The 18,494-nt window shown below is 74.7% G+C and carries 8 protein-coding genes; 5 read left to right on the forward strand and 3 right to left on the reverse strand.

Translation table 11 applies throughout. The annotated features are described in order from the left end of the window. Positions 1 to 104 precede the first annotated feature (104 nt). Genes ACZ31C_RS12510 through ACZ31C_RS12530 form a run of 5 tightly spaced genes read left to right on the forward strand, consistent with a single transcriptional unit; the run spans position 105 to position 14,761 of the window. Positions 105 to 6,575 carry an amino acid adenylation domain-containing protein gene (locus ACZ31C_RS12510; RefSeq protein ID WP_465795347.1) on the forward strand — a complete coding sequence of 2,157 codons (6,471 nt, stop codon included), beginning with the start codon at positions 105 to 107 and terminating at the stop codon, positions 6,573 to 6,575. Continuing rightward, entirely contained in the window at positions 6,572 to 11,776 is a 5,205-nt protein-coding gene (locus ACZ31C_RS12515) for a non-ribosomal peptide synthetase (RefSeq protein ID WP_465795348.1), read from the forward strand. Before ACZ31C_RS12510 ends, ACZ31C_RS12515 begins: the two co-directional genes overlap by 4 nt. Next, positions 11,773 to 12,846: a saccharopine dehydrogenase NADP-binding domain-containing protein gene (locus ACZ31C_RS12520; RefSeq protein WP_465795349.1), complete on the forward strand. Its 1,074-nt coding sequence runs from the start codon at positions 11,773 to 11,775 to the stop codon at positions 12,844 to 12,846. The genes ACZ31C_RS12515 and ACZ31C_RS12520 overlap by 4 nt, the downstream gene beginning before the upstream one ends. Beyond that, positions 12,843 to 14,009 (forward strand): Gfo/Idh/MocA family oxidoreductase, encoded by a 1,167-nt coding sequence (locus ACZ31C_RS12525; RefSeq protein ID WP_465795350.1) that lies wholly within the window; start codon positions 12,843 to 12,845, stop codon positions 14,007 to 14,009. Before ACZ31C_RS12520 ends, ACZ31C_RS12525 begins: the two co-directional genes overlap by 4 nt. Continuing rightward, on the forward strand, positions 14,006 to 14,761 hold the full coding sequence (locus tag ACZ31C_RS12530) for a thioesterase II family protein (protein ID WP_350694659.1): 756 nt from the start codon (positions 14,006 to 14,008) through the stop codon (positions 14,759 to 14,761). The genes ACZ31C_RS12525 and ACZ31C_RS12530 overlap by 4 nt, the downstream gene beginning before the upstream one ends. Here ACZ31C_RS12530 and ACZ31C_RS12535 read toward each other — a convergent pair. The 3 genes from ACZ31C_RS12535 to ACZ31C_RS12545 are packed head-to-tail and all read right to left on the reverse strand — an operon-like array spanning position 14,736 to position 18,482. Next, on the reverse strand, positions 14,736 to 16,331 hold the full coding sequence (locus ACZ31C_RS12535) for an AMP-binding protein (protein ID WP_465795351.1): 1,596 nt from the start codon (positions 16,329 to 16,331) through the stop codon (positions 14,736 to 14,738). The genes ACZ31C_RS12530 and ACZ31C_RS12535 overlap by 26 nt on opposite strands. After that, a complete protein-coding gene (locus tag ACZ31C_RS12540; RefSeq protein WP_396750975.1) occupies positions 16,328 to 17,353 on the reverse strand; it encodes a methyltransferase in 1,026 nt (341 codons plus the stop codon). The genes ACZ31C_RS12535 and ACZ31C_RS12540 overlap by 4 nt, the downstream gene beginning before the upstream one ends. Before the next feature lie 46 nt (positions 17,354 to 17,399). Next, a complete protein-coding gene (locus ACZ31C_RS12545) occupies positions 17,400 to 18,482 on the reverse strand; it encodes an acyl-CoA dehydrogenase family protein (RefSeq protein ID WP_465795352.1) in 1,083 nt (360 codons plus the stop codon). Between the last annotated feature and the right edge of the window lie 12 nt (positions 18,483 to 18,494).

Here is an 18,494-nt window from a genome sequence, read left to right on the forward strand (position 1 = left end):
CGTCGGCACGGACTCGTGTGGCGGTGCCGGACAACTCCGTCGAACAGGGGAGACCCAGATTGGGCGTCGAGGCCGAACACACACGACCCTTCACCCGGGACGGCATGCGGGACGACATCGCGGCCGTCCTCGGTGAACCACCCGGCACTGTCGCGGACGACGCCGACCTGCTTCAGCTCGGTCTCGACTCGATCGGTGTGATGCGACTGGTGGCCCGCTGGCACCAGCGGGGCGTGACGGTGAGCTTCGCGGAGCTGGTCGAGGGACGCACACTGGACGACTGGTGGACAATGGTCGCCGGGCGGGCTCCCGCCGCCGCGGTGACGCCCGACGCGCCGCCGCTGACCGTTGTCGACGCGGACGAACCCTTCGACCTCGCCGCGATGCAACACGCGTACTGGGTGGGGCGGGGCGACGGCCAGGCCCTCGGCGGCGTCGGCGCGCACTTCTACAACGAGTTCGACGGCCGCGGCGTGGACCCGGCCCGGCTCGACGCCGCGGTCCGTGCCCTGCTGCGCCGACACGGGATGCTGCGGGCCCGCTTCGACGACGACGGTCGGCAGCGCATCCTGCCGGAGAGCCCCTGGCCCGGCCTGACCGTGCACGACCTGCGGGCACACGACCACGCCGAGGCCGAGCGGACCCTGCTCGACCTGCGCGACCGGCTGTCGCACCGGCGGCTGGAGGTGGGCCGGGGCGAGGTCTTCGACGTGCAGCTCTCGCTGCTGCCCGACGGCGGTACGCGCTGCCACGTGCACATCGAGATGCTGGTGGCCGACGCGCACAGCTTCCGGATCCTGATGTCGGAACTCGCCCGCCTCTATCGGGACCCGGACGCCGAACTGCCCCCGATCGCGCTGGACTATCCGAGCTACCTGGCGACCCTGCGTGAGCGCCGGGTCGGCGAACGGGACGCGGACCAGGCGTACTGGCAGGCGCGGCTGCCCGAGCTGCCCGGCCCGCCGGAGCTGCCGCTGGCCGTGGACCCGCAGCAGGTCAGCGGCCAGCGGGTGGTCCGGCACCACCACTGGGTCGCCGCCGACCAGGTCGAGCGACTGACCCGGCGCGCCCGCACCTACGGGCTGACCCTGCCGGTGCTGTTCCTGGCCGCCTTCGGGCACGTGCTGGGCCGGTGGAGCGCCGCCGGCCGGTTCCTGCTCAACCTGCCGCTCTACGACCGGCAGCCGGTGCACCCGGACGTCGCCCACCTGGTCGGCGACTTCACCAACCTGCTGCTGCTGGAGGTGGACACCACCGCCGAGCGCGACTTCGCCGCCTTCGCCCGCGCCGTGCAGGAGCGGCTGCGCGCCGACGCCGCCCACCCCGGCTACACCGGAGTGGACGTGCTGCGGGACCTGACCCGGCTGCGCGGCGGTACGCCCGTCGGCGCCCCGGTGGTCTTCACCAGCGCGCTCAGCCTCGGTGAACTGTTCGACGGCGAGGTGCGGGAGAGCTTCGGCGTACCCGGCTGGACCATGTCGCAGACCCCGCAGGTCTGGCTGGACGTGCAGGTCACCGAGCGCGAGCACGGGCTGTTCGTGAACTGGGACTGCGTCGAGGAACTCTTCCCGGCCGGGCTGGTCGGCGAGATGTTCGACGCGTACCTGCGGATCCTCGGCTGGCTGCTCGACGACGACGCCGACTGGGCCGCGTACCCGCCGGAGCTCCTGCCGGAGCGGACCCGGCAGGTCCGCGCGGCGGCCAACGACACGGCCCGTCCGGTCCGTCGCCGGCGGCTGCACGACGATTTCTTCGCCCGGGCCGCCGCCGAGCCGGACCGCCCGGCGCTGCTCTGGGGCACCGACGGCCGGCTCGACTACGGCGACCTGGCCGCGCAGGCCGACCGCATCGCCGGAGCGCTGGTCGCCAACGGGCTGCGCCCCGGCGACCCGGTGGCGGTCACCGTCGAGAAGGGACCCCGACAGGTCGTCGCGGTGCTCGGCGTGCTGCGGGCCGGCGGGGTGTACGTGCCGGTCGGCGTCGACCAGCCGGCCGCCCGCCGGGCCCGGATCCACGCGGTGGCCGGGGTGCGGCACGTGGTGACCGGAGTGCCTCTGCCGGAGCTGCCCGCCGACCTGTGCGTGCTCGACGTGGCGGACCGCTCCTACCCGCCGGCCGGCCCGATCCCCGGCACCGACGACGACCCGGCCTACCTGCTGTTCACCTCAGGCTCCACGGGTGAGCCGAAGGGCGTGCAGGTGCCGCACCGGGCGGCGGTCAACACGATCGACGACATCGACCGGCGCTTCGACGTCGGCCCGGACGACCGGGTGCTCGCGGTCTCGGCGCTCGACTTCGACCTCTCCGTGTACGACATGTTCGGCATGCTGAGCGTCGGTGCGGCGCTGGTCTGCGTCGGCGAGGACGAGCGGCGTGACGCCGACCGGTGGGTGGAACTGGTCCGGCGACACCGGGTGACGATCTGGCAGTCCGTGCCGGCGTTGCTGGACATGCTGCTGACCACCGGCACCGACGGGGACCTGCCGCTGCGACTGGCCCTGCTCGGCGGCGACTGGGTCGGGCTTGACCTGGCCGGACGGCTGGCCACGCACGCGCCGGGCGCGGTCCTGGTGGCGCTCGGCGGCACCACGGAGACCGCGATCCACTCCACCGTCCAGGTGGTGCCGGTGCCGGTGCCCGACGACTGGCGCTCGGTGCCGTACGGCGTGCCCCTGGCCAACCAGCTCATGCGGGTGACCGATCCGGAGGGCCGGGACCGGCCCGACTGGGTCACCGGCGAACTCTGGATCGGTGGCCTCTCGGTGGCCGACGGCTACCGCGGCGACCCCGCCCGCACCGCCGCGCAGTTCCGTGAGATCGACGGGGTGCGCTGGTACCGCAGCGGTGACCTGGCCCGCTACCACCCGGACGGCACCGTGGAGTTCCTCGGCCGGGCCGACGCCCAGGTGAAGATCCGGGGTCACCGGATCGAGCTGGGGGAGATCGAGACCGCGTTGGAACGGCACCCCGCCGTCCGCCGCGCGGTCGCGGTCGCCCTCGGTACGCCCCGACGACTCGCCGTCGCCGTCACCACCGACACCGACCTGGACCCGGCCGCGTTGCGTGACTGGCTGGCCGAGCAGGTGCCCGGGTACATGGTGCCCGAGCGGGTGGTGCTCACCGACGACCTGCCGCTGTCGGCCAACGCCAAGATCGACCGACGGGCGGTGACCCGGCTGGTCGAGGCCGCCGGCCCCGGCCCCGAGCAGCTCGATCCGCCGGTCGGCGACATCGAGCGTGAGGTGGCCCGGATCTGGGCCGACCTGCTCGGGGTGCCCGCCGTCGGGCGGCGGCAGAGCTTCTTCACGGCGGGCGGCGACAGCCTGGTCGCCACCCGGTCGATGGCCCTGCTCACCGCCGCCGGGTTGGACGGTGCGAACCTGCGCCAACTCTTCGCCACCCCGGTGCTGGCCGACTTCGCCGCCACCCTGCGCCGCGCCGAGGGGAGCCGCCCGGTCGTCGCCGAGCTGCGATCCGACCCGGCCAACCGGTACGCGCCCTTCCCGCCCACCGACGTGCAGCGGGCGTACTGGCTGGGGCGCAGCAGCGAGTTCGCGCTCGGTGGCGTCGGCTCGCACTGGTACTGGGAGTTCGACGGCGCCGACGTCGACCTGGACCGGCTGGAGGACGCGGTCGACCTGCTGGTCACCCGGCACGACATGCTCCGCGCGATCTTCGACGACGACGGCGACCAGCGGGTGCTGGCCGAGGTCGACCGGTTCCGGATCACCGTCCACGACGGCGGTGACGCCGAACTGCGCGACCTGCGGGAGCGGATGGCCCACCGGGTCCCCGACCCGAGCCGCTGGCCGCTGCTGGCGATCGCCGCCGTCCGGTACGCCGACGGCCGGGTCCGCATCGGGTTCAGCTTCGACTACATCGTGCTCGACGCGCTCAGCATCGTGATCTTCTTCGACGAGCTGACCACGCTCTACACCGACCCGGCGGCATCGCTGCGGCCGGTCGGGGTGACCTTCCGCGACTACGTGCTGGCCGACTCGTCGGCCGTGGAGGACGACCAGCGGTACTGGCGGGAGCGGCTGGACAGCCTCCCGCCCGCGCCGCCGCTGCCGCTGGCCGTGGACCCGGAGACCGTGGTCGCCCCGCGCTTCGTCCGCCGGGAGGACCGGCTCGACCCGACCCAGTGGGCCCGGCTGACCGAGCAGGCCCGCCGGCACGGGGTGACCCCGGCCAGCGTCCTGGCCGCCGCCTTCGCCGAGGTGCTGTCGGCCTGGTGCGGTCGCGGGGAGCTGACCCTCAACCTCACCCTGTTCAACCGCCGTGACGTGCACCCCGACATCAACAACATCCTCGGCGACTTCACCTCCCTGCTGCTGCTGGCGCACCGGGCGGGGGAGGGGGACACCTGGCTGGACGTGGTCCGACGGACCCAGGAGCAGGTCTGGGAGGGGATGGCCCACGACTCGGTCTCCGCGCTGTGGGTGCTGCGCGAACTCGCCCGCCGTCAGCAGGGCGGCGCGGTGAGCATGCCGGTGGTGTTCACCAGCGCCCTCGGCGTCGCCGGTGGCATGAGCGAGATGTCGTTCCCCTTCGGCGAGCTGGTCTGGGGCATCTCGCAGACCCCGCAGGTCTGGCTCGACAACCAGGTGATGGAGCGCGACGGCGGACTGGTCTACAACTGGGACTCGGTCGACGAACTGTTCCCGCCCGGACTGCTCGACGCCATGTTCGACGCGTACCGGGAGCTGCTGCTGCGGCTGACCACGGCGGACTGGGACGCGGTGCCCCCGGCGCCACTGCCGGCGGCGCAGCGGCGGGTCCGGGACGCGGTCAACGACACCGCCGGCCCGCTGCCGACCGGCCTGCTGCACACCGGCTTCTTCACGCACGCCACCGCCACGCCCGACGCCACGGCCGTGGTGACCGCCGACGGCGTGGCGGTCGACTACCGCGAACTCGCCGTGCGGGCGCTGCGCCTCGGCGGGGCGTTGCGCGCGCACGGCGTCCGGCCCGGCGACGCCGTCGCGGTCACCCTGCCGCGCGGCGTCGACCAGGTCGCCGCAGTGCTCGGCGTGCTCGCGGCGGGCGGCCACTACGTCCCGGTCGGCGTCGACCAGCCGGCCGAACGCCGCGACCGGATCTACTCCCGGGCCGGGGTACGCGCCGTCGTCGCCCGACCCGACCTGGACACCGGTCACCCGGTGGTGGCGCCGGACACGCCCGCCGCCCCGTTGCCCGCACCGGTCGAGGTGGACCCGGACCGGCTCGCCTACGTCATCTTCACCTCCGGCTCCACCGGCGAGCCGAAGGGCGTGGAGATCACCCACCGGGCGGCGTTGAACACGGTCGACGACATCAACACCCGCTACGGCGTCGGCCCCGACGACCGGGTGCTGGCCATCTCGGCGCTCGACTTCGACCTGTCCGTGTACGACCTGTTCGGGCTGCTCGGCGTCGGCGGTGCGGTGGTCTGCGTCGCCGACGAGGACCGGCGGGAGGCCCGCCGGTGGGCCGCTGCCGCCCGCAGCGCCGGTGTCACGGTCTGGAACTCGGTGCCCGCGCTGCTGGACATGCTGCTGGTCGCGGCCGACACCGACGGCCTGCCCGACCGGCTGCGGCTGGCCCTGCTCTCCGGCGACTGGGTCGGGCTCGACCTGCCCGGACGGCTGCGCGACCGGTGCCCCGAGGCCCGGTTCGTCGCACTCGGCGGGGCGACCGAGGCGGCCATCTGGTCCAACGCCTGCGAGGTCGACGTGGTGCCCGCGCACTGGCGGTCCGTGCCGTACGGGCTGCCGTTGCGCAACCAGCGCTACCGGGTGGTCGATCCCCGCGGCCGGGACTGCCCGGACTGGGTCCCCGGTGAGCTGTGGATCGGCGGCGTCGGGGTGGCCCGGGGCTACCGGGGCGACCCGGAGACCACCGCACGGCAGTTCGTCACCGTGGACGGAGCGCGGTGGTACCGCACCGGGGACCTCGGCCGGTACTGGCCCGACGGCACGCTGGAGTTCCTCGGCCGGGTCGACTTCCAGGTCAAGATCCGTGGGCACCGGATCGAGCTGGGCGAGATCGAGGCGGCGGCGGAGGCGTACGCCGGGGTGACCCGCGCCGTCGGGCTGACCGTCGGCGAGGGTACGCACCGGCGGCTGGCGCTGGCCGTGGTGGCCGCCGACGAGCCGGTCGACGAGGCGGCCCTGGTCGGCTTCCTGGCGACTCGGCTGCCCAGCTACATGGTGCCGGAACGGGTGGTCGGCGTACCCGGGCTGCCGCTGACCGCCAACGGCAAGGTGGACCGTCGGGCGTTGACCGCCCAGGTGGACACCGAACCCGACGACGCGGCCGACGAGAGCCCGCGCGGGGACAGCGAGAAGCTGATCGCCGAGATCTGGGCCGAGGTGCTCGACTGCGAGCGGATCGGCCGGCAGCAGAGCTTCTTCGCCCTGGGCGGGGACAGCCTGCTGGCCACCCGGCTGGTGGAGACGCTGCGGCTGCGCCACGGGGTGGAGCTGTCGCTGCGGCAACTGTTCCTGGCGCCGACCGTGGCGCAGTTGGCAGACGTCTTCGACGCCCACCGCGGCGCGGTGGAACCCGGTGACTTCGAGGAGGGCACGATATGAGTCAGTCGTCCGCCGGTGACCTGCTCGCCGAGCTGGAGAGCGTGGGGGTACGGGTCTGGTTGGAGGCCGGTCAACTGCGCTTCCGGGCACCGCAGGGGGCGATGACGCCGGATCGCCGCGAGGCGTTGCGCGCCCGCCGCGACGAGATCGTCGCGCACCTCGACAACGCCGCCGGCACCGGCACCCTGGTCCCCGACCGGGCGCACCGGCACGACCCGTTCCCGGTCACCGACGTGCAGGCGGCGTACCTGCTCGGGCGGGGCGAGACGTTCGCGTACGGCGGCGTCGCCTGCCACGGCTACGGCGAACTGGTCTACCCCGAGCTGGACCCGGAGCGGATGACCGCCGCCTGGCGGGCCCTGATCGCCCGGCACGACATGCTCCGCGCGGTGGTGGAGGCCGACGGCGCGCAGCGCGTCCTCGCCGAGGTGCCGCCGTTCGAGGTGCCGGTGATCGACCTGACCGGCCGCCCCGAGGCGGTGGTCGAGGCGGCGGTCAGCGCGGTCCGCGCCGAGATGGACCACCTGGTGCACACGCCCGACCGGTGGCCGCTGTTCGCCGCCCGGATCACCCGCGCCGACCACCGGACCGTGCTGCACGTGTCGATCGACTTCCTGATCGCCGACTTCATCAGCGTCCAGGTGGTCCTCGACGAGCTGCACCGGCTCTATCACCGGCCGGACGAGCCGCTGCCGCCCCTGGAGATCACCTTCCGGGACTACCAGCTCGCCGAGCGCGCGGTGCGGGAGAGCCCGCGCCACGAGCGGGACAAGCAGTGGTGGCTGGCCCGGGTCGACGACCTGCCGGCCGCGCCGGAACTGCCCACGGTGGCCCGTCCCGCCGACAGCGAGGGCCGCTTCCGCCGCTGGGAGACCCGGCTGTCGCCGCAGGTCTGGGAGGGGCTGCGGCAGCGCGCCGGCCGACACGGGGTGAGCCCGTCCGGTGCGGTGCTGGCCGCGTTCTCGGACACCATCGCCGCGTACAGCCGGCGGTCCCGGTTCACCCTCGACATCACCCTGCTCAACCGGGCACCGGTGCACGAGCAGGTCAACGCGCTGGTCGGCGACTTCACCTCGGTGGACCTGCTGGCCGTGGACGCCGACCCGACCCGCCGGTTCGACGAGCGGGCCCGGGACCTGCAGGCCCAGCTCTGGGAGGACCTGGACCACCGCTCGTTCAGCGGCATCGAGGTGATGCGGGAGATCGCCCGCCGGCAGGGCGCCGAGGCGGCGCTGTTCCCGGTGGTCTTCACCAGCGCCATCGGCATCACCTCGGCCGGGGCCGCCGCCGACGGCGCGCCGCTGGGCGAGCTGGGCTACGGGATCAGCCAGACGCCGCAGGTCTGGATCGACTGCCAGAACATCGAGCGCGACGGCGGCCTGGTGTCCAACTGGGACGTCCGGGAGGAGGTCTTCCCGCCCGGCGTGGTCGACGACATGTTCGCCGCGTACGACGCGTTGCTGCACCGGCTGGCCGGTGACGATGCGGCCTGGACCGGGACCGGGCACCCGGACCCGCCCGAGGCGACGCGGGACCGCCGCGCCGAGACCAACCGGACGCAGGCGCCGGTCCCCGCCGGGATGCTGCACGACCGGGTGGTGTTGCAGGCGCTGAGCACCCCGGACCGACCCGCCGTCGTCGCCGCCGACCGCACGCTGGACTACGCCGAACTGCTCGGCCGGGCCGCCGGGGTGGCCGAGGCGCTGACCGCCGCCGGCTGCCGCCGCCAGGAACTGGTCGCGGTGGTCATGGACCGGGGCTGGGAGCAGGTCGTCGCGGTGCTCGGCACGTTGCTGGCCGGCTGCGTCTACGTACCGGTGGACACCTCGCAACCGGCGGCGCGCCGCCGGACCATCCTGACCAACGCCGGGGTCCGCTGCGCACTCACCCAGTCCGCAGTGGATCGGGACGGCTGGGCCGAGGGGCTGCGCCTGCTCGACGTGGACCTGCTGGGCACCGGGCAGCCGCAGCCGGTCGAGGGCTCCGGCGACCCGGAGGAGTTGGCGTACGTCATCCACACCTCGGGCTCCACCGGCACCCCCAAGGGCGTCATGATCAATCACCGGGGCGCGGTGAACACGGTGCTCGACATCAACGACCGCTTCGGCGTCGGCCCCGACGACCGGGTGCTCGGCCTCTCCAACCTCGGCTTCGACCTGTCGGTGTACGACATCTTCGGGCCGCTGTCGGTGGGCGGTGCGGTGGTGCTGCCCGACCCGCAGCGCCGGGGCGACCCGTCGCACTGGGCCGACCTGGTCGGCACGCACGGCGTCACGGTGTGGAACTCGGTGCCCGCCCAGTTGCAGATGCTGCACGACTACCTCGTCTCGGCCACGGACACCGTGCCGGCCGGGCTGCGGCTGGCGATGCTCTCCGGCGACTGGATCCCGGTGGCGCTGCCGGACCAGATCCGCGCCCGGGTGCCCGGACTGCGGATCGTCAGCCTCGGCGGGGCGACCGAGGCGTCCATCTGGTCGATCTGGTACCCGATCGAGCAGGTCGACCCCCAGTGGCGCAGCATCCCGTACGGTCGTCCGCTGACCAACCAGAGCTTCCACGTGCTCGACGCGGCCCTGCGGCCCCGCCCGGACCTGGTCAGCGGTGAGTTGTACATCGGCGGCGTGGGGCTGGCGGTGGGCTACCTCAACGACCGCGAGCGCACCGCCGAGCGCTTCGTCGTGCACCCGCAGACCGGTGAGCGGCTGTACCGCACCGGTGACCTGGGCCGGTACCTGCCCGACGGCACCATCGAGTTCCTCGGCCGGGAGGACCTCCAGGTCAAGATCCGGGGCTACCGGATCGAGCTGGCCGAGATCGAGGCGGCGCTGGGCGGACACCCGGCGGTCGCCGGGGCGGTCGTGGTGGTCGACGGGGACACCCCGCTGGAGCGCCGGCTGGCCGCGTTCGTCGAACCGGCCGGACGTGCGGTCACCGCTGCCCAGGCCGAGCACGACCAGGCGACCGTCGGGCAACTCGGCGAGGACGCCTGCGCCGACGCGGACAGCACGCTCGCCGGTGTCGACCGGGACCGCTACCTCGCGTACGCGCACCGGCTGGACGACGTCGCGCTGCCGGCCATGGTGGACGCGTTCCGCGCCGCCGGGCTGTTCGCCGCCGGCCGTCGGCACCCGCTGGCGGACCTGCTGGAGACCGCGCACGTCGCGCCCCGCCACCACCGGCTGGTCCGGCGCTGGCTGCGCGCGCTCACCGGCGCCGGCCTGCTGGACCAGGACGCCGACGGCCGGTACGGGCTGACCGCGGCGGGTGCGGCGGCGGACACCGACGCCGGATGGCGGGAGGTCGCGGAGCTCGCCGACGCCGAGGACCGGGACCTGCTGGACTACTTCCGGGCCAGCACGGCGCAACTGCCCGCCCTGCTGCGCGGCGAGGACGACCCGCTGGCGCTGCTGTTCCCGCAGGGCCGGGTGGACGTCTCGCAGGGCCTCTACGAACGCACACTGTTCAACAGGTGGGCCAACGAGGCGGCGGCGGCCCTGGTGCGGCGGATCGCCGAGCAGCGGATCGAACCCGGGGCGCTGCGGGTGCTGGAGGTGGGCGCCGGGGCCGGCGGCACCACCGCCGCCGTGCTCGCCGCGCTGGACGGGCACGAGGTGGACTACCTGGCCACCGACCTGTCCCCGTTCTTCCTGGGCGAACTGCGGACCCGGTTCGGCGACCGGCCCGGCCTGCGCCTGGAGGCGGTCGACATCGACCGGGACCTGGCCGGGCAGGGGCTCTCCCCGAACTCCTTCGACGTGATCGTGGCCGGCGACGTGCTGCACGCCAGCGCCGACGTGGGCCGGGCGCTGGACCGGCTGCGCGAGGTGCTCGCCCCGCAGGGCTGGCTGGTGGCCTGCGAGATGACCCGCGACCACCACCAGATCATGACGTCGCTGGAACTGCTGGTCCGGGTGGACGAGGCGACCGCCGACTTCACCGACCTGCGTCAGGGCACCGAGCAGGTGTTCCTCGACCGGCGCTCCTGGCTGGACGTGCTGGGCGCGGCGGGCGCGACCCAGCCGCTGTGCCTGCCCGAGCCGGACGGCTTCATCGCCGAGCTGGGCATGTGCGTGCTGGCCGCCCGGTTCAAGACCGACCGGGTGCGGATCTCCCGCGACGACCTGATCGAGCATCTGGCCGGGCGGCTGCCGCAGTACATGGTGCCGTCGGTGGTCCAGGTCGTCGACGCCCTGCCGCTCAACGCCAACGGCAAGGTCGACCGGGCGGCGCTGCGCCGTCGACTGCCCCGACGGGGTACGGCGACCGCCGCCGGGTCGTCCGGTGCCCTCGGCAGCGACCTGGAACGCCGAATTGCGGCGGTCTGGGCCGAGGCGCTGCGGCTGCCCCGGGTCGGCCGGGACGAGAACCTCTTCGAACTCGGCGGGGACTCCCTGGTCGCGGCGCAGATCACCGGCCGGATCCTGGAGGAGGTCCCGCAGGCCGCCGGTCTCTTCTTCGACCAGCTGCTGCGGCAGGTGCTGGAGCAGCCCACGGTGGCCGCGCTCGCCGGGCACATCGAGGCGGAGTCGGCGGCCACTTCGGTCACCGCGTCGCCGTCGGAGCCGACCACGTCCAGCGGGGACGGACTGTCCGTGCTGCACGAGGGAACCGAGGGGACGCCCTGGGTGCTGGTGTCCGCTGGCGCGGGTGTCGACCCGTACGCGGGTCTGGTGCCGCACCTGGCGGCGACCGGTCTGGTGCTCGGGTTGGCCCCGGGCGCGGCCGACGACCTGCTTCGGGTCGCCGCCGCGCAGGCCCGGCTGGTCACGGCGGCCGGACACCCGGCGGTACGGCTGGTCGGGTTCGGCCTTGGTGCCACCGCCACGCTGGAGGTGGCCCGGTCGCTGATCGAGGCCGGCGGGCAGGTCGACGCGGTGGTGCTGATCTCGCCGTGGCGGCCGACCCCCGGCGGTGACCCGGCGGCGGCGTACCGGGCGGAGACCGGCTCCGGGGAGCCCGGCGAGGACTTCGCCGCGCGACTGGCGGCCGTCGCCCGACACGAGCCGACGCTCTACGCCGGTGACCTCGTCGTGCTGCGGCCCACCGGCGCGGTGCCCTACGACGCGCAGAGCCTGGAGTTCTGGGCCGACCTGTGCCTGGGTGACGTCCGCACGGTCGACGTGGACGCCGACCATCTGACGGTGCTGGGTCCGGCGGCCGGGACCGCGCTGGCGGCCCTCGACCCGGAGCCGGCGCGGTGACCGCTGTCGCCGTGCTCGGTGCCTCCGGGGCGGTCGGTCGGGCGGCGGTGGCGCTGCTGCGGTCCTGGGACGTGGGCCCGCTGCGGGTCGGTGCCCGGCGACCGCCGCAGGTCGACGGTGCCGAACCGATGGTCGTGGACGCCCGTGACCCGGCCGACCTCGCCCGGTTCTGCGCGGGTGCCCGGGTGGTGCTCAACTGCGCAGGCCCGGCCGTGGAACTGGTCGACCAGGTGGCCCGGGCGGCGGTGGCGGCCGGTGCCGACTACGTCGACGCGGCCGGTGACGACGCGCTGCACGCCGCGGTGGCGGCGGCGGCCGACGGCAGCGGTCGGGCGGCGGTGGTGTCGGCCGGGATGATGCCCGGACTGACCGGGCTGCTGCCCCGGCTGTTGGCCGCCCACCTGCCCGACGGCGAGCGGCTGGCCGGCTACGTCGGTGGGCGGGACCGGTTCACCCTGACCGCCGCCGTGGACTACGTCGCCGCCGACGAGAGTTTCGGCTGGCCCGCCGCGGCCTGGCGGGACGGCCGGGTGGTGCGCAACGCGCTACGCCCGGTGCCGGAGCTGACCCTGCCGTGGTTCCCCGAGCCGGTCACCGCGCAGCCCTACCTGGGCACCGAGACCGCCCGGGTGGCCGCCGCGCTGGGGCTGCGACACGCCGACTGGTTCTCGGTGTTCGCCGGTGAACGGGTGCTGGCCGCGCTGCGGGCCGTCCCCGGGGCCGCCGAGGGCGGGCACCGGGAGTCCGGCGAGCGACTGTGCCGGGCGGCGGAGCTGGACCTGTTCGGCCACCCGGCGTACCAGAACCTGGTGGTCACCCTCGCCGGGCCGACTGGGGAGCGCACCGCCGTGGTCCGCAGCACCGGCGCCAGCGAACTCACCGGCAGCATGGCCGCGCTGACGGCCCGGGCGGTGCTGGCCGGCGCGGTGCCGCCGGGCGTCTGGCACGCCGACGAGGTCCTCGACCCGATCGCCACCGTCACCGAACTGGCGGCGGTGCCGGCGGTACCGCTGGCCACCGTGGTGGCGGACGTCTCCGCCGTCGAGCAGTACGAGGAGGACGTGATATGAAGCGACCCACCCGGGTGGTCGTCTGCGGCACCCGGTTCGGCCAGGTCTATCTGGAGTCCTTCCGCGAGGCGGACCCGAGCTTCCAGCTCGCCGGTGTCCTCGCCGGTGGCAGCGACCGGTCCCGGGCCTGCGCCGCGCACTACGGCGTGCCGCTGTACACGGCGGTGGACCAGTTGCCCGACGACATCGACATCGCCTGCGTGGTCATCCGGGGCGGGCTGCTCGGTGGTCGTGGCTCCGAGCTGGCCATGGAGTTGATGGCGCGGGGCGTACACGTGCTCCAGGAGCACCCGCTGCACCACGACGAGCTGGCCCGCTGCCTGCGCCAGGCCCGCCGGCACAAGGTGGTGTACCAGCTCAACCCGTTCTACCGGCACATCACCCCGGTCCGCCGGTTCCTCGGCGCGGCGGGCGAGTTGCTGCGTCGCCAGCCACCGCGCTACCTCGACGTGGCCTGCGGCTTCCAGTTGGCGTACTCGCTGCTGGACCTGCTCGGTCAGGCGCTCGGCGGGGTACGACCGTGGCGGTTCTCCGAGCTGCCGGCGCTGCCCCCGACGGTCACCTCGGCGACCGAACTGGACCTGCCGTTCCGCAGCCTGGACGGGGTGCTGGCCGGAGTGCCGGTGACGCTGCGGGTGCAGAACCAGATGGACCCGGCCGACCCGGACAACTACGCCCACCTGATGCACCGCATCACCATCGGCACCGAGGCCGGCAACCTCACGCTCGTCGGCACGCACGGCCCGACGGTGTGGACCGCCCGGCCCGACTTCCCCCGCGAGGTCGCCGGCATCGGCGCCGACCCGCACTTCGCCGCCGACCGGGACACCAGCACCCCGAGCGCGATCACCTTCGGCCCGAGCGAGGTGCCGCACTACGACACGGTCTTCGGCACCACCTGGCCGCAGGGCGTACGCCGGGCACTGTGGACCCTGCGGGACACCGTCGAGCGGGGCGAGGACCCGCTGCGGCAGGGGCAGTACCACCTGACGCTGTGCCAACTGTGGCAGGAGCTGACCGCGATCCTCGGCCCACCGGAGCTGGTCTCCGCCGAGCCGCCCCGGATGCTCGGCGCGGAGGACCTGGCGGCCCTGGCGGCGGCCGGTGAGGCGGCGGTGGCCGACCCGGCGCAGACGCGGCAACCGGCGGGAGTGGGCGGGTGACCTCGGTGGAGACCAGCGCGCGACGGTGGCTGCGCTGCTACCGGCCCCGGCCGGCGGCCACCGTGCGCCTGGTCTGCTTCCCGCACGCCACCGGCAGCGCCCCGTTCTATCGGAGCTGGGCCCGGGAGTTGCCGGACGACGTCGAGGTGCTGGCGGTGCAGTACCCGGGTCGGCTGGACCGGATCGCCGAACCCGCGCTGACCGCCATGCCGGTGCTGGCAGACATGGTCACCGACGTGCTCGCGCCCCGGCGTGACCTGCCGATCGCCCTGTTCGGGCACAGCATGGGCGCCGCCGTCGCGTACGAGGTGGCGCGCCGGCTGGAGCGGCGGCACGCCGCGCCGCTGGCGCACCTGTTCGTCTCGGGACGTCCCGCGCCGTGCCACCACCGGCCGGGCAGCAAGCACCTCGGCCCGGACGACGACCTCTGGGACGAGCTGCGCCGGTTGGGCGGCACCGACCCGGCGGCGCTGGAGAACCCGCAGCTCCGGTCGGCGCTGATGCCGACGCTGCGGGCGGACTACCGGCTGATCGAGAGCTACCGCCCGGTCGACGCCGCGCCGTTGGCCACGCCCATCTCGGCGCTGGTCGGCGACGTGGACACCGAGGCGGCGGTGGACGAGGTGGCGGCCTGGGCCGGTTACACCCGGGCCGCCTTCGACCTGACCGTCTTCGACGGCGACCACTTCTATCTGGTGCCGCACCGGACGAAGGTGCTGGCCGGCGTCATCCGGAGCCTCGGCCTGACCTGACCGTGCCCGCCGCATCGTGCGGCGGGTGCGCGGACCCGTCCAGGTGCCGCCGCCACAGCTGACGCCGTCTCGGCTTGCCGCTGGTGGTACGCGGGATGGTGCCGGACGGCACCGGCACCACGTGCACGTCGGCCCCCGGCACCAGCGGCGCGACCAGGGCGGGGATCCGGGGCAGCCAGTCCGGCCGGGGATGTTCCAGATAAGCCACCACGGTCGGGGCGCCCGCCACCAGGCCGAGCACGGTGGCCAGCCGTCCGGGCGGCGCGTCCAGGGCCGCGCCGAGCACCGCGTCGACGTCCTCGGCGAAGACGGTCCGCCCGTGGACCTTCAGGCTGTCGCCGAGGCGGCCCAGCACGAAGAGTTGCCCGTCCCGCAGGAAGCCGGCGTCGCCGGTGCGGACCGTGCCGTCGAAGGACGGGCCGCCCGCGTAACCGTCGGCGAGCGACGCGCCGCCGACCACGATCTCACCGACCGTCCCGTCGTCGACCGGTCGGGCGTCGTCGTCGACCACCGCGATCCGGGCCCCGGTCACCGGCCCACCGCAGCCCACCACGGGTACGCCGTCCGGGCCGGGCATTTGCCGCCACCCGGTCCGCAGCGGCAGCCCGGTCACCGCCAGCGTCGCCTCCGCCAGCCCGTACGCGGGCAGCAGCGCCTCGCGGCGCAGCCCGTGCGGGGCGAGCAGGTCGGCGAAGGCGGCCAGGGTGGCCGGTGGGATCCGTTCGGCGCCGACGATGACCGCCCGCCACTGCCGGAAGTCCAGCCCGGCGAGCTGCTCGGGGCGGACCCGCCGCAGCACGTGTGCCAGTCCGAAGCCGGGCATCGCGGTCAGCCGGGCTCCGGCGCGGCCGAAGCACTCCAGATAGCGGCTGGGTCGCCGGACGAACTCCGCCGGGGTGAGCAGCCACAGGTCGGCGCCGGTGACCACGGGTGCCAGCAGGCACCCGACCAGACCCATGTCGTGGTGCACCGGCAGCCACGAGGCGGTCGCGTCGTCGGGCGTCATCTCCAGCCAGTCCCGGACCGCCGCGATGTTGGCCTCCAGGGCGGTACGCGGCACCTGCACCCCGCGTACCGCGCCGGTGGTGCCGGAGGTGAACTGGAGCAGCGCCACCCGGGCCGACGCCACCTCCACCGGCTCCGCCGCCTCGGCGGGCAGGTCCGCGACGTCGACGGTGGACACCCCGGCGTCGGCCGCCGCGCGGGCCACCGAGGGCGCGGACGCGGCGTCGACCACCAGCAGCCGGGGCCGCATCGCCGCCAGAGCCGCGCTCAGGTGCCCGGCGTACCGGTCGGGATCGCCGAAGGCGGCGGGCGGGGCGAGCGGGGACACCGTCGCCCCGGCCAGCAGCGCGCCGAACAGGGTGCCGACGAATCCGGGCCCGGAGGGCAGCACCACCCCGACCACGTCGTCCGGGCGTACGCCACGCGCGGCCAGCCCGGCGGCGTGTCCGTGGGCCAGCCGGGCCAGCCGCGCGTACGACCACCGGTCCCAGTCCCCGTCGGGGCGGGAGAACCGGATGCCCCGGTCGGCGCGCGGCTGCGCCAGCCAGGACAGCAGACCGGTCATACCGGTCGGGCCTCGATCACCGGGAACATCGGGGTCTGCGTCGCCTCGACCAGTTCCAACCCGGCCCCGGCCAGGATCGCCCGTTGCTCGTCCAGGCTGCGCGCGCCGCCCGCGCTCAACGTCAGCATCAGCATGTCCATCCGGCGGGCCAGCGGGGTGCTCTCCGCCTCGGACTGCCGTCCGGCCTCGAGGATGAACACCCGGCCCTGCGGGGACATCGCGGCCCGGATGCGGCGCAGCACCCCGGTCGCCTCCTCGTCGCTCCAGCTGTAGAGGATCCGCTTGAGCACGTACGCGTCGCCGCCCGCGGGGATGTCGTCGGTGAGGAAGCTGCCGGGCACCACGCGTACCCGGTCGGTGACGCCGGCCGTGGCGAAGGTCTCCGGCGCGTTCGCCACCACGCCGGGCTTGTCGAACAGCACACCGCGCATCCGGGGGAAGCGACCCAGCAGGTCGGCGAGGAAACGGCCGTTGCCGCCGCCGACGTCGACCACGGTGCCGAATCGGGACCAGTCCGAGGCGCGCAGGATGGCCTCCAACTCCATCCCGGTGACCCCGCTCATCACCTTGTCGAACGCCTCGCCGTCGCCGGGGTGCTGCCCGAAGTGGTCCCACATGCCGACGCCGTGCACCGCGTCGAAGGCGCCCTCACCGGTGCGCAGGGTGTGGTCCAGGCCCTCCATCGCCCGGGTGCACACCACGGGGGAGAGGAAGATGTCCCGGGCCGAGTACGGGTGGTCGGCGCGCAGCAGGTCGGCCATCGGGGTCAGCCCGAACTCGCCCGGCGTGACCTCGGCGAACAAATCCCGGGAGGCCAGGTACCGCAGCGCCTTGGTCAGCGAGGGCTCGTGGGCGTCGCAGGCGCGGGCCAGGTCGGCGGCGGCCATCGGCCCGTCCGCGAGCTGGTCGGCCACCCGCAGCAGGCAGACCGCCCGGATCGTGTACGGCAGCAGGTAGTCGCCCACCTCCATCAGCCGCAGGATGGCCGGTACGTCGATGCGGGGACGTCGTCTCGTCAGCATCGCTGCTCCTTGTCAGTCTCGGTCGGTGCGCCGTCGGCCGGTGGGGTCACGCGGCCGGCCGTGCCGGTTGCGCCCGCCCGTTCAGCAGGTGACCGGCGAGGGTGGCGAGGTGGTGGTCGGTGGGGGTGTCGAAGCTGTCCAGCCAGAGCGCCCGGCGGTACCACCAGTGCAGCGGGTACTCCCAGGTCGCGCCGAGTCCGCCGGTGACCTGGAGGGCGTCCTCGCAGGCGCGGACGGCGGCCCGGCGGGCCGCGACGACGGCTTCGGCGTACGCCTGGGCGGTCTCGTCCGGTGCCGCGTCGTCCGGCCCGGCGCCGACCAGCCAGCAGGCCCGCAGGGCGAGCGAGGTGGCCAGTTCCAGTGCCACGTAGCCGTCGGCGAGCCGGTGCGCCACCGCCTGGTACGCGCCGATCGGTCGGCCGAACTGCACCCGGTCCAGGGCGTGTCGACGGGCCAGGTCCAGGGCCCGGCGGGCGACGCCGACGGCCTCGCAGGCCAGCAACGTGCCGCCGTGCCGGCGCGCGTCGGCCAGCACCCGCTCGGCGTGCTCCGGCCCGATCAGCATCTCGGCCGGGGTGTCGACGAGGTCCAGCCGGGCGGCGCCGCGCAGCCGGTCCAGGGCGGGCTGCGGCGCGACGGTGAGCCCGTCGGCCGAGGAGTCCACCAGGAACAGGGCCGGTCCGGTGTCGGTGTCGGCGGCGACCACCAGCGCGGTGGCCCCCGCCACCTCGGTGACCAGGCCACGTCGACCGGTCACCCGCCAGGTGCCGGAGCGCTGCTCGGCGCGGGCGCCCTGGCCGGTGTCCGGGTCGTCCTGCCAGGCCAGGGTGAGCGGGCCCGTCGGCAGCTCACGCCCGGCCGCCGCGAGGACCGGGTGGGCCAGGCCGACCGTGCTCCACCAGCCGGTGGCGGCCAGCGCGTACCCGGCCTCCTGGGCCAGCAGGCCCTTCTCCACCACGCCCAGCTCCGGGTCGCACCAGCCCTGCCGGCGCAGGTGCGGCCATCCGTCCGGGTCGGCGTCGCCCGCCTCGGCGAGCGCGGCCACCCGGTCGACCGGGTACCGGTCGGCGTGCAGCCGGGCGGCGGCCGACGCCAGGTCACGCTGGTCGTCGGTGAGGGCGAAGTCCATGGTCATCCTCTC

Source organism: Micromonospora sp. NPDC023869, assembly GCF_055559695.1.